This window comes from Streptomyces sp. CB01580 (assembly GCF_001905795.1).
GTDB lineage: Bacteria > Actinomycetota > Actinomycetes > Streptomycetales > Streptomycetaceae > Streptomyces.
In genome coordinates this window covers 222,628-238,576 of sequence record NZ_LIXJ01000002.1, presented here as the reverse complement: position 1 = coordinate 238,576, position 15,949 = coordinate 222,628, and the positions used below count along the sequence as shown (strand labels likewise).

Here is a 15,949-nt window from a genome sequence, read left to right as displayed (position 1 = left end):
CTTCGGTGTCCGTACGGGGTTCTACCCTGGTGGATGCGCTGCCCGAGGGAGGCCAGCCGCCGTCTGCCGAGTGAGGAATGGCCGTAATGCCAGAGTTTGCGTACTCCGATCTGCTCCCCCTGGGAGAGGACACCACGCCTTATCGTCTGGTGACCTCCGAGGGTGTCTCCACCTTCGAGGCCGACGGCCGTACGTTCCTCAAGGTCTCCCCGGAGGCGCTGCGCACCCTGGCCGCCGAGGCCATGCACGACATCTCGCACTACCTGCGCCCCGCCCATCTCGCGCAGCTGCGGCGGATCGTGGACGACCCCGAGGCGTCGTCGAACGACAAGTTCGTCGCGCTCGACCTGCTGAAGAACGCGAACATCGCCGCCGCGGGCGTCCTGCCGATGTGCCAGGACACCGGCACCGCGATCGTCATGGGCAAGCGCGGGCAGAACGTGCTCACCGAGGGCGGTGACGAGGAGGCGCTGTCGCGCGGCGTCTTCGACGCCTACACCAAGCTCAACCTGCGGTATTCGCAGATGGCTCCGCTCACCATGTGGGAGGAGAAGAACACCGGCTCCAACCTGCCCGCGCAGATCGAGCTGTACGCCACCGACGGCGGCGCGTACAAGTTCCTCTTCATGGCGAAGGGCGGCGGCTCGGCCAACAAGTCGTTCCTGTTCCAGGAGACGAAGGCCGTACTGAACGAGACCTCCATGATGAAGTTCCTGGAGGAGAAGATCCGTTCACTGGGCACGGCCGCCTGCCCGCCCTACCACCTGGCGATCGTCGTCGGCGGCACGTCGGCCGAGTTCGCGCTGAAGACCGCGAAGTACGCCTCCGCGCACTACCTGGACGAGCTGCCCGCCGAGGGCTCCCCCACCGGCCACGGCTTCCGGGACAAGGAGCTGGAGGAAAAGGTCTTCGAGCTGACGCAGAAGATCGGCATCGGCGCCCAGTTCGGCGGCAAGTACTTCTGCCACGACGTACGCGTCGTCCGCCTCCCCCGCCACGGCGCGTCGCTGCCGGTCGCGATCGCCGTGTCCTGCTCCGCGGACCGCCAGGCCGTCGCGAAGATCACCGCCGAGGGCGTCTTCCTGGAGGAGCTGGAGAAGGACCCGGCGCGCTTCCTGCCGGACACCACGGACGCGCACCTCGACGAGGCGGGTGCCCGCGACGAAGCCGCTGAACGGCAGAGTGTGAAGATCGACCTCAACCGGCCGATGGACGAGGTCCTCGCCGAGCTGACCAAGTACCCGGTCAAGACCCGGCTCTCGCTGACCGGTCCGCTGGTCGTGGCCCGCGACATCGCGCACGCCAAGATCAAGGAGCGGCTGGACGCGGGCGAGGAGATGCCGCAGTACCTGAAGGACCACCCGGTCTACTACGCGGGCCCGGCGAAGACCCCCGAGGGGTACGCGTCCGGCTCCTTCGGCCCGACCACAGCCGGCCGCATGGACAGCTACGTCGCACAGTTCCAGGCGGCGGGCGGCTCCAAGGTGATGCTCGCCAAGGGCAACCGCTCCAAGCAGGTCACCGACGCCTGCGAGGCGCACGGCGGCTTCTACCTCGGCTCGATCGGCGGCCCGGCGGCGCGCCTCGCGCAGGACTGCATCAAGAAGGTCGAGGTCGTCGAGTACGAGGAGCTCGGCATGGAGGCGGTGTGGCGGATCGAGGTCGAGGACTTCCCCGCGTTCATCGTCGTCGACGACAAGGGCAACGACTTCTTCACCGAGCCGGCCGCCGCGCCGACCTTCACCAGCATTCCGGTGCGGGGCCCCGGCCTCGCCTGACGCCCCGGGAAGAACACGCGCCCGGACGCGGAGGAGCACGCCCCTTCGCGCGAACGCGACATGCGAGCCCGAGTGCCACGTTCGCGCGACAGGGGCCGTCCCCGCGTGCGGGCACGGAGCCACGAAGGTACGGAAGTACGGCACACGACCGCCGCGTACCCCGGTCATGAGCGCGCACGCCCCCACGACCGGGTGCGCGGCGGCGCGCGTTCCGGGGCGCGCGGCTGCATGCGTTCCGGCGTACGCGTGTTCGGCGTGGGTTCCGGCGTACGCGTTCGGCATGCGTTCCGGCGCGCGTGTTCGGCATGCGTTACGGCGTACGCGTTCGGCATGCGTACGCCCTCCGTGGGCCCGGAGGATTCCGGGGGCCGGCCCGCGGGCCCCGGTCGCGGCCGGAACACGGCCCATGTGGCGAGAGCCCGACGGCGCGACGCCGTCCCGCACACCCCGAACCGGCCATGAGGGGTGGGCGTGACCAGCGATCACGTACGGCAAGTTTCAGCCAATTTCGCGGCGGTCCACGCGGGACCGGTCACCCGGCCCAGCACAGGGGCGCGCGTCCGGTACGCGCGCCCCCCGCCCACCTTCGGGACCCCCCTCGAACCCCCTCCGTACGGGCGCCGCGCGCCCTTGCACGCCCCGGTCCCGGACTCCCGGGAGGCCGGTCCGGCACCGCCGCTTTCACGCAGCGGAGCGTGCCGGGGACTTGCGCCGCACCGGGCCCCTGCGGTGGGTTGTCGAGGGCCCCGACGTGCTCGGCGCTCCGCGGTCGCGGGGGACCGAGAGCCCTCGCCGGGGACCCGTAGCCGGAAGAAGTCCCGGAAAACAGCAGCCCAGCCGCCACCCCCCACGCCCCGGACCGCACCCGACCCGCACCGAGCGGCCGGACGCGGCCCGGGCACTGTCACCTCACCGTCGAACACCGGAAAGGCGGACGCCGTATGACGCCGCTTCCCCACCGCAGCCACGCCGACGACCTGCTGTCCTTCATCAAGGCCAGCCCCTCCCCGTATCACGCGGTGGCCTGCGCCGCCCAGCGCCTGGAGAAGGCCGGCTTCCGAGAGCTGCACGGCACGGACGACTGGACGGGCACGACCGGTGGCTGCTTCGTCACCCGCGGCGGCGCCCTGATCGCGTGGTACGTCCCCGAGGGCGCTCCCGCCCACACCCCCTTCCGGATCGTCGGCACGCACACCGACTCGCCCAACCTGCGGGTCAAACCCACACCCGACACCGGGACGGCAGGCTGGCGGCAGGTCGCCGTGGAGGTGTACGGCGGCGTCCCGCTGAACACCTGGCTCGACCGCGATCTCGGCATCTCGGGGCGGCTGGCGCTGCGCGGGCCCGGCGGCACCGTCGAGTCCCGGCTCGTCCAGATCGACGAACCGCTGCTGCGGGTGCCCCAGCTGGCCATCCACCTGGACCGCACGGTCAACGAGGGGCTGGCCCTCGACCGGCAGCGCCATCTCGCCCCGCTGTGGGCGCTCGGGGCGCCCGAGGAGGGTGCACTGCTGCGCCGGGTCGCGCGGGCCGTGGAGGCGGACCGGGAGGACGTGCTCGGCTGGGACCTGATGCTCCACGACGTCCAGCCGCCCGGATACCTGGGCGCGGACCGGGAGTTCGTGGTGTCGGCGCGGCTGGACAACCTGGTGTCCGTGCACGCCGGTGTGACGGCGCTGGCGGCCGCGGCGACCGCCCCCGACGAGCCCGCGTACATCCCCGTCCTGGCCGCGTTCGACCACGAGGAGGTCGGCAGCGGTTCGGAGACGGGCGCGCAGAGCCCGCTGCTGGAACGGGTGCTCAACCGTTCGGTCGCCGCGCGCGGCGGCGGCTCGGAGGACTGGGCCAGGGCCCTGTCCGGCGCGTTCTGCGTGTCCTCCGACATGGCGCACGCCGTGCACCCCAACTACGCGGAACGGCACGATCCGGGTCACCAGCCGCTGCCCAACGGCGGCCCGACGGTGAAGGTCAACGTCAACCAGCGGTACGCGACCGACAGCACGGGCATGGCGGTGTTCGTGGCGGCGTGCGAGCGGGCGGGCGCGCCGTGGCAGCCGTTCGTCTCCAACAACGCGATGCCGTGCGGTACGTCCATCGGCCCGCTCACCGCGGCCCGGCTGGGCGTCACGACGGTCGACGTCGGGGTGCCCGGCCTGTCCATGCATTCGGCGCGCGAACTGTGCGGGGCCGCCGATCCCGGTCATCTGGCCGCCGTCCTGGGCGCGTTCATGGCGTCCGACTGACATCTGGCGATCGACCGCGAGGACGGCCGGCGCAGGGCCCGGCACGGGCCCGAAGGGCCTGCGGCGCCCGGTCGACGCACGGGAGGGGTGGGACGGTCCGGACCGTCCCACCCCTCCCGCCGCTGTCAGCGCGTCACGGCGTCATCGCCCCACGGCGTCACGCGAACCGCTGGTTCGCGCTCCCGTCGCAGTTCTGCAGCCGCAGCGTGTCCCTGGCCGACGCGAGCATCAGGCAGAGCCCCGTCGCGGCGGCCGGACGCAGGGTGCCCGCCTCCTCGACGAAGCGCTGGTTGGCCGCGCCCGAGCAGTTCCACAGGATGAGCCGGGCGCCCGCCTTGTAGTCGGCGGCCGGCACGTCCAGGCAGCGGTCGTGGCTCAGCTCCGTGCGCAGGGTCTTCGTACCGGAGTCGTACCACCAGCCCTGGTTGCGGCCGCCGTGGCACTCCCAGCCCGCGATCGTGGTGTCGTTGCGGGTCACCGAGGCGGGGACGTCCACGCAGGCCCCCGTGGCCTGGTTCTTGAGGGGCTCGAAGACGTCGTCCCACGCCACCGGCTGGAGCGCCGGCTTGCCGGTGCTGGCCGGGTCGGCGCAGCTCGCCTCGCGCAGACCCGAGTCGTAGAGCTGGGTCAGGCAGGAGGCGAAGGCGGCGTGGCCGCGCGCGTTCGGGTGGAAGGACTGCCGGACGGAGTTGGCGTCCGGCGGGAAGTGCCCCAGGTCGATGTACAGACCGCGGGCCCAGGTGTCCTCGCTGCACACCTCGTGGCCGTGGAACAGCCGCGAGTTGTCGAGGTAGACCGCCCCGGTGTCGGCCGCGACCTTTCGCATGCCGCGCTCGAAGGCGGGCACGGCGACGTTGCGGCCCCAGGCGGCGTCGGAGTCGTAACCCGCGCAGCCGCCGGGCAGCTTGCCGGGGAAGTTCGGGTTGTCGTAGAAGTCGGGACCGATCGGGCTCGGGTATCCCATGACCACGAGCTTGTAGTCGTTGTCGCGGTACCCGGCGCCGGACATGACGGTCCGCAGGTCGCGCACCGTCTTCTCGGCCTTGGGGACGAGTCCGTCGACGCGCTGCTGCCAGCCGCCCTCGTACGTCGGCCGGCAGGTGCCCTTGGAGAGGATCCAGCGCTCGACGCAGTCGGTCATGACCGGGCCGAACTGGAGGTCGTCGTTGGCCCCGGCGACCAGCAGGATCATCTTGATACGGGTGTTGCGGGCCTTGATGGCGAGGTTGTCGCTCTGCACGAGTTCGTCGGCGTACTGCTTCGACCCGCCGATGACGATGTTGCCCGTGTACGCGCCCGAGCAGGCGACGTTGTACGTGACGTCGGCCGCGATGCCGGTGCGGTGGATGGCGGAGTCGGGCGAGCGGTGACACCAGTTGTCGGGGCCGTTGGTACCCGACTCGTACGTGCCGACGCCCTCGCCGGAGATCTCGCTGTCGCCGAGCGAGATCAGTCCGGTCCTGCGCTCGGCGAGCGGGCGCTCGGCCGGGTCGCCGTACAGCTTGACGGCCTCGGCGGCCCGGACGGCCTCCAGTTCCGGGGAGAGGGGGGTGGATGCGGTGGTGCCGGCGGCGGACCGGTCCGCCGCGCCCGCCGGCCCCGCCGCGACGGCCAGGCCGCCGAATGCCGCTGCCATGGCCGCGGCGGTCGCGACCATGCGGCGGAGTGTGTGTCTGGTGCGCTGCACTGCGCCTCCCGGGGGTTGTTGTTACCCCCGGTATTTACTGGCCGGTAGCCGTCTTGGGAATAGACGGAACAAGATAAGTGCTCACCTTCTTCAGGAGGTTGCACTCATGGACGACGCACAGACCCCGGCACCGGACCCCGCGCGGGCGCCCGCGCAAAGCCCCGCGGAGAGGGCTGCGCAGGCCCCCGCCGACGGCACCGGCTTCCGTGTCGAGCACGACTCGATGGGCGAGGTGAGGGTGCCCGCGGACGCCAAATGGCGGGCCCAGACGCAGCGCGCGGTGGAAAACTTCCCGGTCTCCGGGCAACGCCTGGAACGGGCCCACATCGAGGCCCTGGCCCGGATCAAGGCGGCCGCCGCCGAGGTCAACGCCGAGCTGGGCGTGCTCGACCCGGACATCGCCCGGGCCGTACGGGAGGCCGCCGAGGAGGTCGCCGAGGGGCGCTGGGACGCGCATTTCCCGGTCGACGTCTTCCAGACCGGGTCCGGCACCTCGTCCAACATGAACACCAACGAGGTCGTGGCCACCCTCGCCACCGAGCGCCTGGGCCGCCCGGTCCATCCGAACGACCACGTCAACGCCTCGCAGTCGTCCAACGACGTCTTCCCCTCCTCCATCCACATCGCCGCGACCGCCGCCGTCACGCACGACCTCGTCCCGGCCCTGGACCACCTCGCCACCGCACTGGAGCGCAAGGCCGCCGAGTTCGCGACGGTCGTGAAGTCGGGGCGCACCCATCTCATGGACGCCACGCCCGTCACTCTGGGACAGGAGTTCGGCGGCTACGCGGCACAGATCCGGTACGGGATCGAACGGCTGCACGCCTCCCTCCCCCGCCTCGCCGAGCTGCCACTGGGCGGCACGGCCGTCGGCACCGGCATCAACACCCCGCCCGGCTTCTCCGCCGCCGTCATCGCCGAGGTCGCCCGCGTCACCGGGCTGCCGCTCACCGAGGCCCGCAACCACTTCGAGGCGCAGGGGGCGCGGGACGCCCTCGTGGAGACCTCGGGCCAGCTGCGCACCATCGCCGTCTCGCTCACCAAGATCTCCAACGACCTGCGCTGGATGTCCTCCGGGCCGCGCACCGGCCTCGCCGAGATCGCCCTGCCCGATCTCCAGCCGGGTTCGTCGATCATGCCGGGGAAGGTGAATCCGGTCGTCCCCGAGGCCGTCCTGATGGTCGCCGCCCAGGTGACCGGGAACGACACGACGGTCGCCGTCGCGGGCGCGGCGGGCAACTTCGAGCTGAACGTCATGCTCCCGATCATCGCGAAGAACCTGCTGGAGTCGGTCCGGCTGCTGGCCAACGCCTCGCGGCTGCTCGCGGACCGCACGGTCGACGGGATCACCGCGAACGTGGAGCGGGCCAGGGAGTACGCCGAGTCCTCGCCGTCCGTCGTCACCCCGCTCAACAAGTACATCGGCTACGAGGAGGCGGCGAAGGTCGCCAAGAAGTCCCTGGCCGAGCGCCGGACGATCCGCGAGGTGGTGCTGGAGTCGGGCTACGTCGAGCGGGGCGACCTGACGGTGGAGCAGCTCGACGAGGCCCTGGACGTACTGCGCATGACCCGTCCGTGAGGTCCGCGGCGGACGGGTCCGTCGCGCCTTCGAGAGGGGCCGGCGGCGGGCGGCACCTCTAAGATCTGCCCATGGCAGGCACCGCATACAACGAGCACTGGGCGCCGGGGGACCAGATCCTGTGGCGCTACCGCGGCAACGTCCCACCGCCGCGGGACGGGAACGGGGGCGGCGGGATGGACCGCGTCCCCGGGCCGGTCCACATCTGCCGCCCCGTCACCGTCGTGCAGGACACCGACGAACTGCTCGCGGTGTGGGTGGCGCCCGGCACCGAGTGCGTGAAGCCGGTCCTGACGGACGGCACCGACGTGCACGACGAGCCGCTCGCCACCCGCTACACCGCCCCGCGCACCACCGCGCGCTCGCCCTGGCTCGGCAATGGTGTGCTGAAACTCGCCCGTCCGGGTGAACCCTGGTCGATCTGGCTGTTCTGGGAGAGCGGCTGGCAGTTCCGCAGCTGGTACGTGAACCTGGAGGAGCCGCGCACCCGCTGGGCCGGCGGCATCGACTCCGAGGACCACTTTCTCGACATCTCCGTCTACCCGGACCGCAGCTGGGTCTGGCGCGACGAGGACGAGTTCGCCCAGGCGCAGCGGGTCGGGCTGCTGGCCCCCGGAACCGCGCGACGGGTACGGGAGGCGGGTCTGGCCGCCGTCGAGGTGATCCGGGACTGGGGCACGCCGTTCCGTGACGGCTGGGAGCACTGGCGGCCGGATCCGGGCTGGCGGGTTCCGGCCCTCCCGGATGACTGGGACCGTACCCCCACGCACATGGCGTCATGAGACCCTTGTCGCACCCCAGGGGGGCAACCGTAGGATCGTCCTCCGAAGTGCCGCACGACTCCAACCGGAGCGCGCGGCACCGGACCTGACCACAAGTCACCGCACGGGCATCACGCACTGCATGAGCTGTATGGGCCACATCAGTCGGATGAATCGTATGAGCCACTACGAGGGGGTGGAGACGTGCCCGGTGTCGCCCGCCCCGTCGCCGGAAACGTTGTCACCGGACCACTCCGCGAGTATCCGGTTTCGGCCCCTCGTTCGGGGGCATCCGGTGACAGCCGTTGTTTTCGCCGCTCTTGCCGGGGCAAAGTAGCGCCCCACGAGGTAATTGCCTCATACAACCGGCCCGGACGGACGGAATCCCACGCGTGACGGAGCATCCCACCTCCCACGAAGGCCGGCAGCCTCTCGCCGCACGGCCGCAGGAACGCACCCGGCCGCGGCAGCAGGACGCCGCGCCGGCCGCTTCCCATGCCTCCGCCGCGATCCCCGGCCCGGCCGGCGCACCGGGCGCGGCCGGGAATCCGGTGGCCGCCGCGGCGGCCGGACCCGACCCGCAGGCCGCCGCCCGCCGCGAGGGCGACCGGTTGCGTTTCGTCGGGGCCGCCACCCGGCGGATCGCCCGCGGCATCGATCTCGACGAGATCGTGCTGGGACTGTGCCGGGCCAGCGTGCCGACGTTCTCCGACGCCATACTGGTCTACCTCCGCGACCCGCTGCCGGTCGGTGACGAGCGGCCGGTCTCCCCGTTCGTGCTGCGGCTGCGCCGCTCGGACCGGCTGCGGCTGCACGAGGACGAGACCGACACCCCGTCCGAGATCGAGCGGCTGCGCCTGCCGGTCGTCGACCCGCACGGCGATCTGCCGCCCGCGGCCGAGCTGTGCGAGGTCCGCTCGGGCGGCGCGCTGGCCGAGGTGCTGCGCGGGGTGCGGCCGGTCTTCGGGGACTCCGCGGCGGCCCGCGCGGCGCTTCCCGAGCTGCTGGGTGCCGACCGGTCCGTACCCACCGGACATCGCGCGATCCTGGCCCCGCTGCGCGGCCGGCGGCGGGTGATCGGCGCCGCCGTCTTCCTGCGCGGCGCGGAACGGCCGGCCTTCGAGTCCAACGACCTGCTGGTCGCGGCCCAGCTCGCCACGCACACCGCGCTCGGCATCGACAAGGCCGTGCTGTACGGGCGCGAGGCGTACATCGCCGACGAGCTCCAGCGCACCATGCTGCCCGACTCGCTGCCGCAGCCGACCGGTGTCCGCCTCGCCTCCCGCTATCTCCCGGCCGCCGAGACGGCCCGGGTCGGCGGCGACTGGTACGACGCGATCCCGCTGCCCGGCAGCAGGGTCGCCCTGGTCGTCGGCGACGTCATGGGCCATTCCATGACCTCCGCGGCGATCATGGGGCAGCTGCGCACCACCGCGCAGACCCTGGCCCAGCTCGACCTGCCGCCGCAGGAGGTGCTGCACCACCTCGACGAACAGGCGCAGCGCCTCGGCAGCGACCGCATGGCCACCTGCATGTACGCGGTGTACGACCCCGTCGCGCACCGCATCACCATCGCCAACGCCGGGCACCCGCCGCCCGTCCTGCTGCACCTGGGCGGCCGTGCCGAGGTGCTGAAGGTGCCGCCCGGCGCCCCGATCGGCGTCGGCGGAGTGGACTTCGAGGCGGTCGAACTGGACGCCCCGGCGGGTGCCACCTTGCTCCTGTACACGGACGGTCTGGTGGAGTCCCGACTGCGGGACGTCTGGACCGGCATCGAGATGCTGCGCGAACGGCTCGCCGCCACCGCCCGGCTGACCGGCCCGGACCACTCGCCGCCGCTGGAGGCGCTGTGCGACGACGTCCTGGACATGCTCGGTCCCGGTGACCGGGACGACGACATCGCGCTGCTCGCCGCCCGGTTCGACGGCATCGCGCCCAGCGACGTCGCCTACTGGCACCTGGAACCGGAGGAGACCGCCCCGGGACGAGCCCGCAGGCTGGCCCGGCGGGCGCTGAGCCGGTGGGGGCTCGACGAGCTGTCCGAGTCGGTGGAGCTGCTGGTCAGCGAGGTGGTCACCAACGCGGTCCGTTACGCGGAGCGACCGGTGACCCTGCGGCTGCTGCGCACCGACTTCCTGCGCTGCGAGGTCGGGGACGACGCCCCGCAGCTGCCCCGGCAGCGCCGGGCCCGGGACATGGACGAGGGCGGGCGCGGCCTGTTCCTGGTGAACCGGCTGGCCAGGCGGTGGGGAGCGACTCGGCTGTCGACCGGCAAGGTGGTCTGGTTCGAGATGCCGGCCCGGAACCACCCGTAGGACGCGGTCCGGAACCGCGGGCCGCGCGGCCCGCGGTTCCGGGCGGACTGCCGGGCGCGGAGAGCCCTGCACGGACGGTAGCGAAATGTTGCCGACCTCCTGTCGGCAGAGTTGACTTCAGTCGTGGACAAGGCGACCTGAACGAAGCCCCCACCGACGGGAGGACGCTCGTGTCCGACGAAACAAAGACCAGGAACACTCCCTACACCACGAACAACGCCGGAATCCCGGTGGAGAGCGACGAGCATTCGCTCACCGTGGGCTCCGACGGTCCGATCCTGCTGCAGGACCACTACCTCATCGAGAAGATGGCCCAGTTCAACCGGGAACGGGTCCCCGAGCGAGTGGTCCACGCCAAGGGCTCCGGCGCCTACGGCTTCTTCGAGGTGACCAACGACATCAGCCAGTTCACCAAGGCCGACCTCTTCCAACCGGGCAAGCGGACCGCGATGCTCGCCCGCTTCTCCACGGTCGCCGGTGAGCAGGGCTCCCCGGACACATGGCGCGACCCGCGCGGGTTCGCCCTGAAGTTCTACACGGAGCAGGGCAACTACGACATGGTCGGCAACAACACGCCGATCTTCTTCGTACGCGATCCGATGAAGTTCCAGGACTTCATCCGCTCGCAGAAGCGCCGCCCGGACAGCGCGGTGCGCGATCACGACATGCAGTGGGACTTCTGGACGCTCTCCCCCGAGTCCGCGCACATGGTGACGTGGCTGATGGGCGACCGGGGCATCCCGAAGACCTACCGCCAGATGAACGGCTACAGCTCGCACACCTATATGTGGGTGAACGCGGGCGGCGAGCGGTTCTGGGTCAAGTACCGCTTCAAGACCGACCAGGGCATCGACTTCTACACGCAGGACGAGGCCGACCGGATGGCCGGGGTCGACGGCGACGTCCACCGCCGCGACCTGTACGAGTCGATCAAGCGCGGTGACCACCCGAGCTGGACGCTGTACGTCCAGATCATGCCGTTCGACGACGCCCCGGACTACCGGTTCAACCCGTTCGACCTGACGAAGGTGTGGCCGCACGCGGACTACCCGGAGATCGAGGTCGGCCGGATGACGCTGAACGAGAACCCGGAGGACTTCTTCGTCCACATCGAGCAGGCGTCCTTCGAGCCGTCGAACCTGGTGCCGGGCATCGGTCCGTCGCCCGACAAGATGCTGCTCGGCCGACTGTTCTCGTACCCGGACACGCACCGCTACCGGATCGGCCCGAACTACGCGCAACTGCCCCCGAACCGCCCCCGGTTCGGCCGCAACTCCTACGCGAAGGACGGCCCCATGCGGTACGAGCCCGCGCGCACCGGAGCGGTCTACGCGCCGAACTCGTACGGCGGTCCGGCCGCGGACACCGAGCGCTTCGGCGACCCGGCGGGCTGGGCCACGGCGGGCGAGATGGTGCACGAGGCGTACAAGCTGCACAGCGAGGACGACGACTGGGGCCAGGCGGGCACGATGGTGCGCAAGGTCCTGGACGACGCCGCCCGCGACCGGCTGGTGTCCAACATCTCCGGCCATCTGCTGGAGGGAGTGAGCGCCCCGGTCCTGGAGCGCGCGCTCCAGTACTGGCGCAATGTGGACAAGGATCTCGGCGACCGGGTGGCCAAGAAGGTCAACGGCGGCTGATTCCTCGGCCCGCCGGACGAAGGAGCACGGCGCGAGAAAGGCATGGGGCGGGGGCGGCACCATCGGGTGCCGCCCCCGACCCATGCCGTCATGGCCGGTTCACCCGCTCACCGGGCGGCGGGGTTGTTGCCGACGACGTTGTTGGCGCCGTTGTCACCCGGCCGGCCCGGGTCCGTGCCGTCGCCGCCCGGCAGGCCCGGGGTCTCGCTCGGCGGGCCCTCCGGCGACTGGCTCGACGACGGTACGTCGGGCGTCTCGGCCGGCGGCGGCTCCTGCGTCCGGCTCGGGCTCTGCTCCGGCGGGTTCGGGTCCCGGGTCGACGACTGCGTCGGGCTCTCCGGCGCCGACGGCGTGTTCGACGGGGTCTGCCGCACGGTCGACTCGCCCTGTTCGACGTCCTCCAGGTCGAACTTCGCGTCGGAGCCGCCGTTCAGCGCGGCCAGCGTGTAGTCCGCCCAGATCTGCGCGGGGAAGCCGCCACCGTTGGCCCGGCCGGCGTTGGCGGTGCCGGTGAGGCTGACCTGGGCACCGCCCTGCGGGTTCTCGCCGAACAGCGCGACGACCGTGGTGAGCTCGGGGGTGTAGCCCGCGAACAGGGCGGCCTTGTTCTCCTCCGCGGTACCCGTCTTGCCCGCCGCGTCGTAGGCCGTGGTGTTGGCCTCGTGACCGGAGCCCTCGTCCACGACGCCCCGCAGGACCGAGGTCACGGTGTCGGCGGACTTGCGGCTGATCGCCTGCTCGCCGATGCCCTCGACCGGCTCGTACGTCCGGCTGCTGTGCTTGGCGGACTTCACGATGAAGGGGTTGACCTTCTTGCCGTGGTTGTCGAGCGTGGCGTAGACGCCCGCCATGTCCCAGGTGGAGGCGTTCATCGTGCCGAGCGTGATGGCGGGGCGCTCGGGGAAGTTCTTGTCGGGCACACCGAGCGCCAGCGCGGTCTTCTTCACCTCCGCCGGGCCGACGTCCACGACCATCTGCGCGAAGACCGAGTTGATCGACTTGTTCATGGCCTTCTGCACGCTGACGTCGCCGTAGCTGACGTCGTCCTCGTTCTGCGGGGCGAACGGGGTGCTGCTGCCCACGACGGGCCGCTTGCTGGTGCCGTCGTACCGGGTGTTGACGCCGATCAGGTCGCCGTTCTGGGTCTTCGCCCCGTTCTCCAGCGCGGAGGCGAACACCAGCGGCTTGAACGTGGAGGCGGGCTGGTAGTCCTGGCGGGTGGCGTTGGACCGGTAGTGCTTGACGTAGTCCACGCCGCCGTAGAGGGCGACGACCGCGCCGGACTTCGGATCGACGGAGGTCGCGCCCGCCTGGACGGTCGCGTCGACCTTGTTGCCCTTGCGGTCGAGCTTGGACTCCAGCCGCTGGTCGACGGCCTTCTCCAGCTCCTTCTGGCGCTTCTTGTCGATGTTGAGGGTGAAGGTCCAGCCGCCGGCCTGCCGCACCTCCGCCGTGATCCCCTGCCTGTCGAGCTCCTGGTTGGCGGCCTCGACAAGATAGCCGGTCTGGCCCTCCATGCCGGGGGCGGGCTTGGGCTTCATCGGGACGGGGAACTTCAGGGTGTCGCGCTTCGCCTTGTCGAGCCAGTGCATCTCGACCATGTTGTCGAGCGTGTAGTCCCAGCGTTCCCGGACGAGCTTCCTGCCGGTCGGCGTGGCGGTCGCCCAGTCGTACTGACTGGGGGCCTGCAGCAGTGAGGCCAGGTAGGCGCCCTGGGCGACGTTCAGGTCCTTGGCGTCGACCCCGTAGTACGCCTGCGCCGCGGCCTGGACGCCACTGGCGCCGCGCCCGTAGAAGGCGGTGTTGATGTACCCGGCGAGGATGCCCTTCTTGTCCATCTTCTGGTCGATCTTGATGGCGATGACCAGTTCCTGGAGCTTGCGGCTGACCGTCGGTTCCTGCGACAGGTAGTAGTTCTTCACGTACTGCTGGGTGATGGTCGAGCCGCCCTGCTTGCCCTTGCCCATGAGCGTCTTCAGGATGCCGCGGGTGGTGCCCTTCAGGTCGATGCCCTGGTCGTCGTAGAACGTCTTGTTCTCGGCGGCGACGAACGTGTGCTGCACGTCCAGGGGAACCTCGGAGAGGTCCACGTTCTGACGGTTGACCCCGTCGCCGGTACGGGTCAGCAGGCTGCCGTCGCTGTAGCGGTAGACGTTGCTCTGCCGCTCCGCCAGAGCATTGGCCTTGGGTATGTCCACGTACAGGTAGAGCCCCACGCAGGCGCCTATGACCAGCAGGCAGAGCCCGAAAAAGGCGCCCAGCATCTTCCGCCAGGTGAAGAGTCCGCGTATGCCGCCCCTCTTCGGCGCCCGCCGCGCTCCGCGCCGCTGGGCTCGTCGCGCATCCGCTCGACCCATCGCTGTTCCGCTCCTGTTTCTCCGCTCGACCGGACAGGTCGGCTCGACTCAGCTAACACCGTCCATGCGGACGGAAAGCAAGCGATGCGGACCTTTCCGGACGTGACAATCAGCACGCGCCCTCTAGGGAACCGACTCACGAGAGGCGCCCAGGGTTGCGAAAGCAGAAAATGTGTTATCACATTGATTACACGTTGAATGCCTAGCACACGGGGGGACCCCATGACCGACCGAAGCACCGGACACACGATGTCCGCGCCGGCCGCCGACCTCGCGCCGGACGCTCCGCAGTTGCCCGATCCGCAGGTGAGGGAGGCGACCGCGCACAGCATCCCCGGCGGGCTCGGCCTGCTGCTGACCGTGCTGGGGGTGTTCGCCGGCATCGCCCTCGTGATCGCCGGCGTCGTCGTCGGCTCGAACGGGAGCAACGCCGCGGGGGCCCTGATCATCGTCCTCGGGCTCCTGCTCGCCATCGCCTCGTTCTTCTGCATGACGGGTGTGAAGATGGTCGCACCGGGCGAGGCGAGGGTCATCCAGCTGTTCGGCCGGTACGTCGGCACGATCCGCACCGACGGACTGCGCTGGATCAACCCGCTCACCAGCAGCCAGAAGATCTCCACCCGGGTGCGCAACCACGAGACCGCGGTCCTGAAGGTCAACGACGCCTACGGCAATCCGATCGAGCTCGCCGCGATCGTCGTCTGGAAGGTCGAGGACACCGCGCAGGCACTGTTCGAGGTCGACGACTTCCTGGAGTTCGTCGCCACCCAGACCGAGGCGGCCGTGCGGCACATCGCGATCGAATACCCGTACGACGCGCACGAGGAGGACGGCCTCTCGCTGCGGGGCAACGCCGAGGAGATCACCGAGAAGCTGGCCGCGGAGCTCACCGCCCGGGTGCGGGCCGCCGGCGTGCGGATCATCGAGTCGCGCTTCAGCCATCTCGCGTACGCGCCCGAGATCGCCTCCGCGATGCTCCAGCGCCAGCAGGCGGGCGCGGTCGTCGCCGCCCGGCAGCAGATCGTGGAGGGCGCCGTCGGCATGGTCGAGATGGCGCTGACCCGCATCGCCGAACAGGACATCGTCGAGCTGGACTCGGAGCGGAAGGCGGCCATGGTCAGCAATCTGATGGTGGTGCTGTGCGGCGACCGGGCCGCACAGCCGGTCCTCAACACGGGCACCCTCTACCAGTGACGGACGAGACCCCCGGACCTCCGGAGCCCAGGGAGCCGCCCGGCCCCCCGGGACCGGCCGGCTCCCTGGGGCCTCCGGAGCGGTCTTCGAATCCGTCCGGGACCTCCGGCTCCCCGGCACGCCGGACACCGCCGCGGCGCAAGCAGACGCTGCTGCGGCTGGACCCCGCGGTGCACGACGCGCTGGCCCGCTGGGCCTCCGACGAACTGCGCAGCGCGAACGCCCAGATCGAGTTCCTGTTGCGCAAGGCGCTGGCGGAGGCAGGCCGCCTGCCGGGCACGGCCCGCCCGATCCCGCGCCGGGGACGCCCGCCCAAGCCCCCGGAGCAGGAGCGGGAGTAACGACCTCGCCCACGATGGGCAGTGGACGCCGCTGACCATCGTGGGCGAGGTCGT

10 protein-coding genes are annotated in these 15,949 nt (G+C 71.0%); 8 read left to right on the top strand and 2 right to left on the bottom strand.

Annotated elements, in window-relative coordinates; all coding sequences use genetic code 11:
* Window positions 1–86 precede the first annotated feature (86 nt).
* Window positions 87–1,778 carry a fumarate hydratase gene (locus AMK22_RS03575; RefSeq protein ID WP_073781737.1) on the top strand — a complete coding sequence of 564 codons (1,692 nt, stop codon included), beginning with the start codon at window positions 87–89 and terminating at the stop codon, window positions 1,776–1,778.
* A gap of 941 nt (window positions 1,779–2,719) precedes the next feature.
* Window positions 2,720–4,021 carry a M18 family aminopeptidase gene (locus AMK22_RS03570; protein WP_073781736.1) on the top strand — a complete coding sequence of 434 codons (1,302 nt, stop codon included), beginning with the start codon at window positions 2,720–2,722 and terminating at the stop codon, window positions 4,019–4,021.
* Window positions 4,022–4,178: 157 nt separating this feature from the next.
* On the opposite strand, the gene AMK22_RS03565 is transcribed toward AMK22_RS03570, so the two are convergent.
* Complete coding sequence (locus AMK22_RS03565; protein ID WP_199883107.1) at window positions 4,179–5,678, bottom strand: ricin-type beta-trefoil lectin domain protein; 1,500 nt, start codon at window positions 5,676–5,678, stop codon at window positions 4,179–4,181.
* Window positions 5,679–5,814: 136 nt separating this feature from the next.
* Here AMK22_RS03565 and AMK22_RS03560 point away from each other — a divergent pair, with 136 nt between their 5' ends.
* The 4 genes from AMK22_RS03560 (at window position 5,815) to AMK22_RS03545 (ending at window position 12,003) form a co-directional block, all read left to right on the top strand.
* On the top strand, window positions 5,815–7,287 hold the full coding sequence (locus AMK22_RS03560) for a class II fumarate hydratase (RefSeq protein ID WP_073781734.1): 1,473 nt from the start codon (window positions 5,815–5,817) through the stop codon (window positions 7,285–7,287).
* Window positions 7,288–7,358: 71 nt separating this feature from the next.
* Window positions 7,359–8,069, top strand: coding sequence for a cytidylyl-2-hydroxypropylphosphonate hydrolase (fomD, locus tag AMK22_RS03555; RefSeq protein ID WP_073781733.1), 711 nt, complete (start codon window positions 7,359–7,361; stop codon window positions 8,067–8,069).
* A 371-nt stretch (window positions 8,070–8,440) separates the two neighbouring features.
* Window positions 8,441–10,363, top strand: coding sequence for a SpoIIE family protein phosphatase (locus AMK22_RS03550; protein ID WP_073781732.1), 1,923 nt, complete (start codon window positions 8,441–8,443; stop codon window positions 10,361–10,363).
* Between the two features lie 170 nt (window positions 10,364–10,533).
* Window positions 10,534–12,003 carry a catalase gene (locus AMK22_RS03545; RefSeq protein ID WP_073781731.1) on the top strand — a complete coding sequence of 490 codons (1,470 nt, stop codon included), beginning with the start codon at window positions 10,534–10,536 and terminating at the stop codon, window positions 12,001–12,003.
* A gap of 107 nt (window positions 12,004–12,110) precedes the next feature.
* Here the strand turns inward: AMK22_RS03545 and AMK22_RS03540 are convergent, their stop codons facing one another.
* Complete coding sequence (locus AMK22_RS03540; RefSeq protein ID WP_073781730.1) at window positions 12,111–14,360, bottom strand: transglycosylase domain-containing protein; 2,250 nt, start codon at window positions 14,358–14,360, stop codon at window positions 12,111–12,113.
* 222 nt (window positions 14,361–14,582) lie between these two features.
* On the opposite strand from AMK22_RS03540, the gene AMK22_RS03535 reads away from it, so the two are divergent.
* Together AMK22_RS03535 and AMK22_RS03530 are read left to right on the top strand one after the other, a co-directional pair.
* Window positions 14,583–15,554: an SPFH domain-containing protein gene (locus AMK22_RS03535; RefSeq protein WP_073781729.1), complete on the top strand. Its 972-nt coding sequence runs from the start codon at window positions 14,583–14,585 to the stop codon at window positions 15,552–15,554.
* Window positions 15,555–15,619: 65 nt separating this feature from the next.
* The gene (locus AMK22_RS03530; RefSeq protein WP_073781980.1) at window positions 15,620–15,895 is read left to right on the top strand and encodes a hypothetical protein; all 276 of its coding nucleotides are present in this window, start codon (window positions 15,620–15,622) and stop codon (window positions 15,893–15,895) included.
* The last annotated feature ends 54 nt before the right edge of the window (window positions 15,896–15,949 follow it).

What these genes read in the sequence shown, in the direction of transcription:
- AMK22_RS03575 (WP_073781737.1), top strand. Translation starts at nt 87, where the DNA reads ATGCCAGAGTTTGCGTACTCCGATCTGCTCCCCCTGGGAGAGGACACC.
- AMK22_RS03570 (WP_073781736.1), top strand. Translation starts at nt 2,720, where the DNA reads ATGACGCCGCTTCCCCACCGCAGCCACGCCGACGACCTGCTGTCCTTC.
- AMK22_RS03565 (WP_199883107.1), bottom strand. Translation starts at nt 5,678, where the DNA reads ATGGTCGCGACCGCCGCGGCCATGGCAGCGGCATTCGGCGGCCTGGCC.
- AMK22_RS03560 (WP_073781734.1), top strand. Translation starts at nt 5,815, where the DNA reads ATGGACGACGCACAGACCCCGGCACCGGACCCCGCGCGGGCGCCCGCG.
- fomD (WP_073781733.1), top strand. Translation starts at nt 7,359, where the DNA reads ATGGCAGGCACCGCATACAACGAGCACTGGGCGCCGGGGGACCAGATC.
- AMK22_RS03540 (WP_073781730.1), bottom strand. Translation starts at nt 14,360, where the DNA reads ATGGGTCGAGCGGATGCGCGACGAGCCCAGCGGCGCGGAGCGCGGCGG.
- AMK22_RS03535 (WP_073781729.1), top strand. Translation starts at nt 14,583, where the DNA reads ATGACCGACCGAAGCACCGGACACACGATGTCCGCGCCGGCCGCCGAC.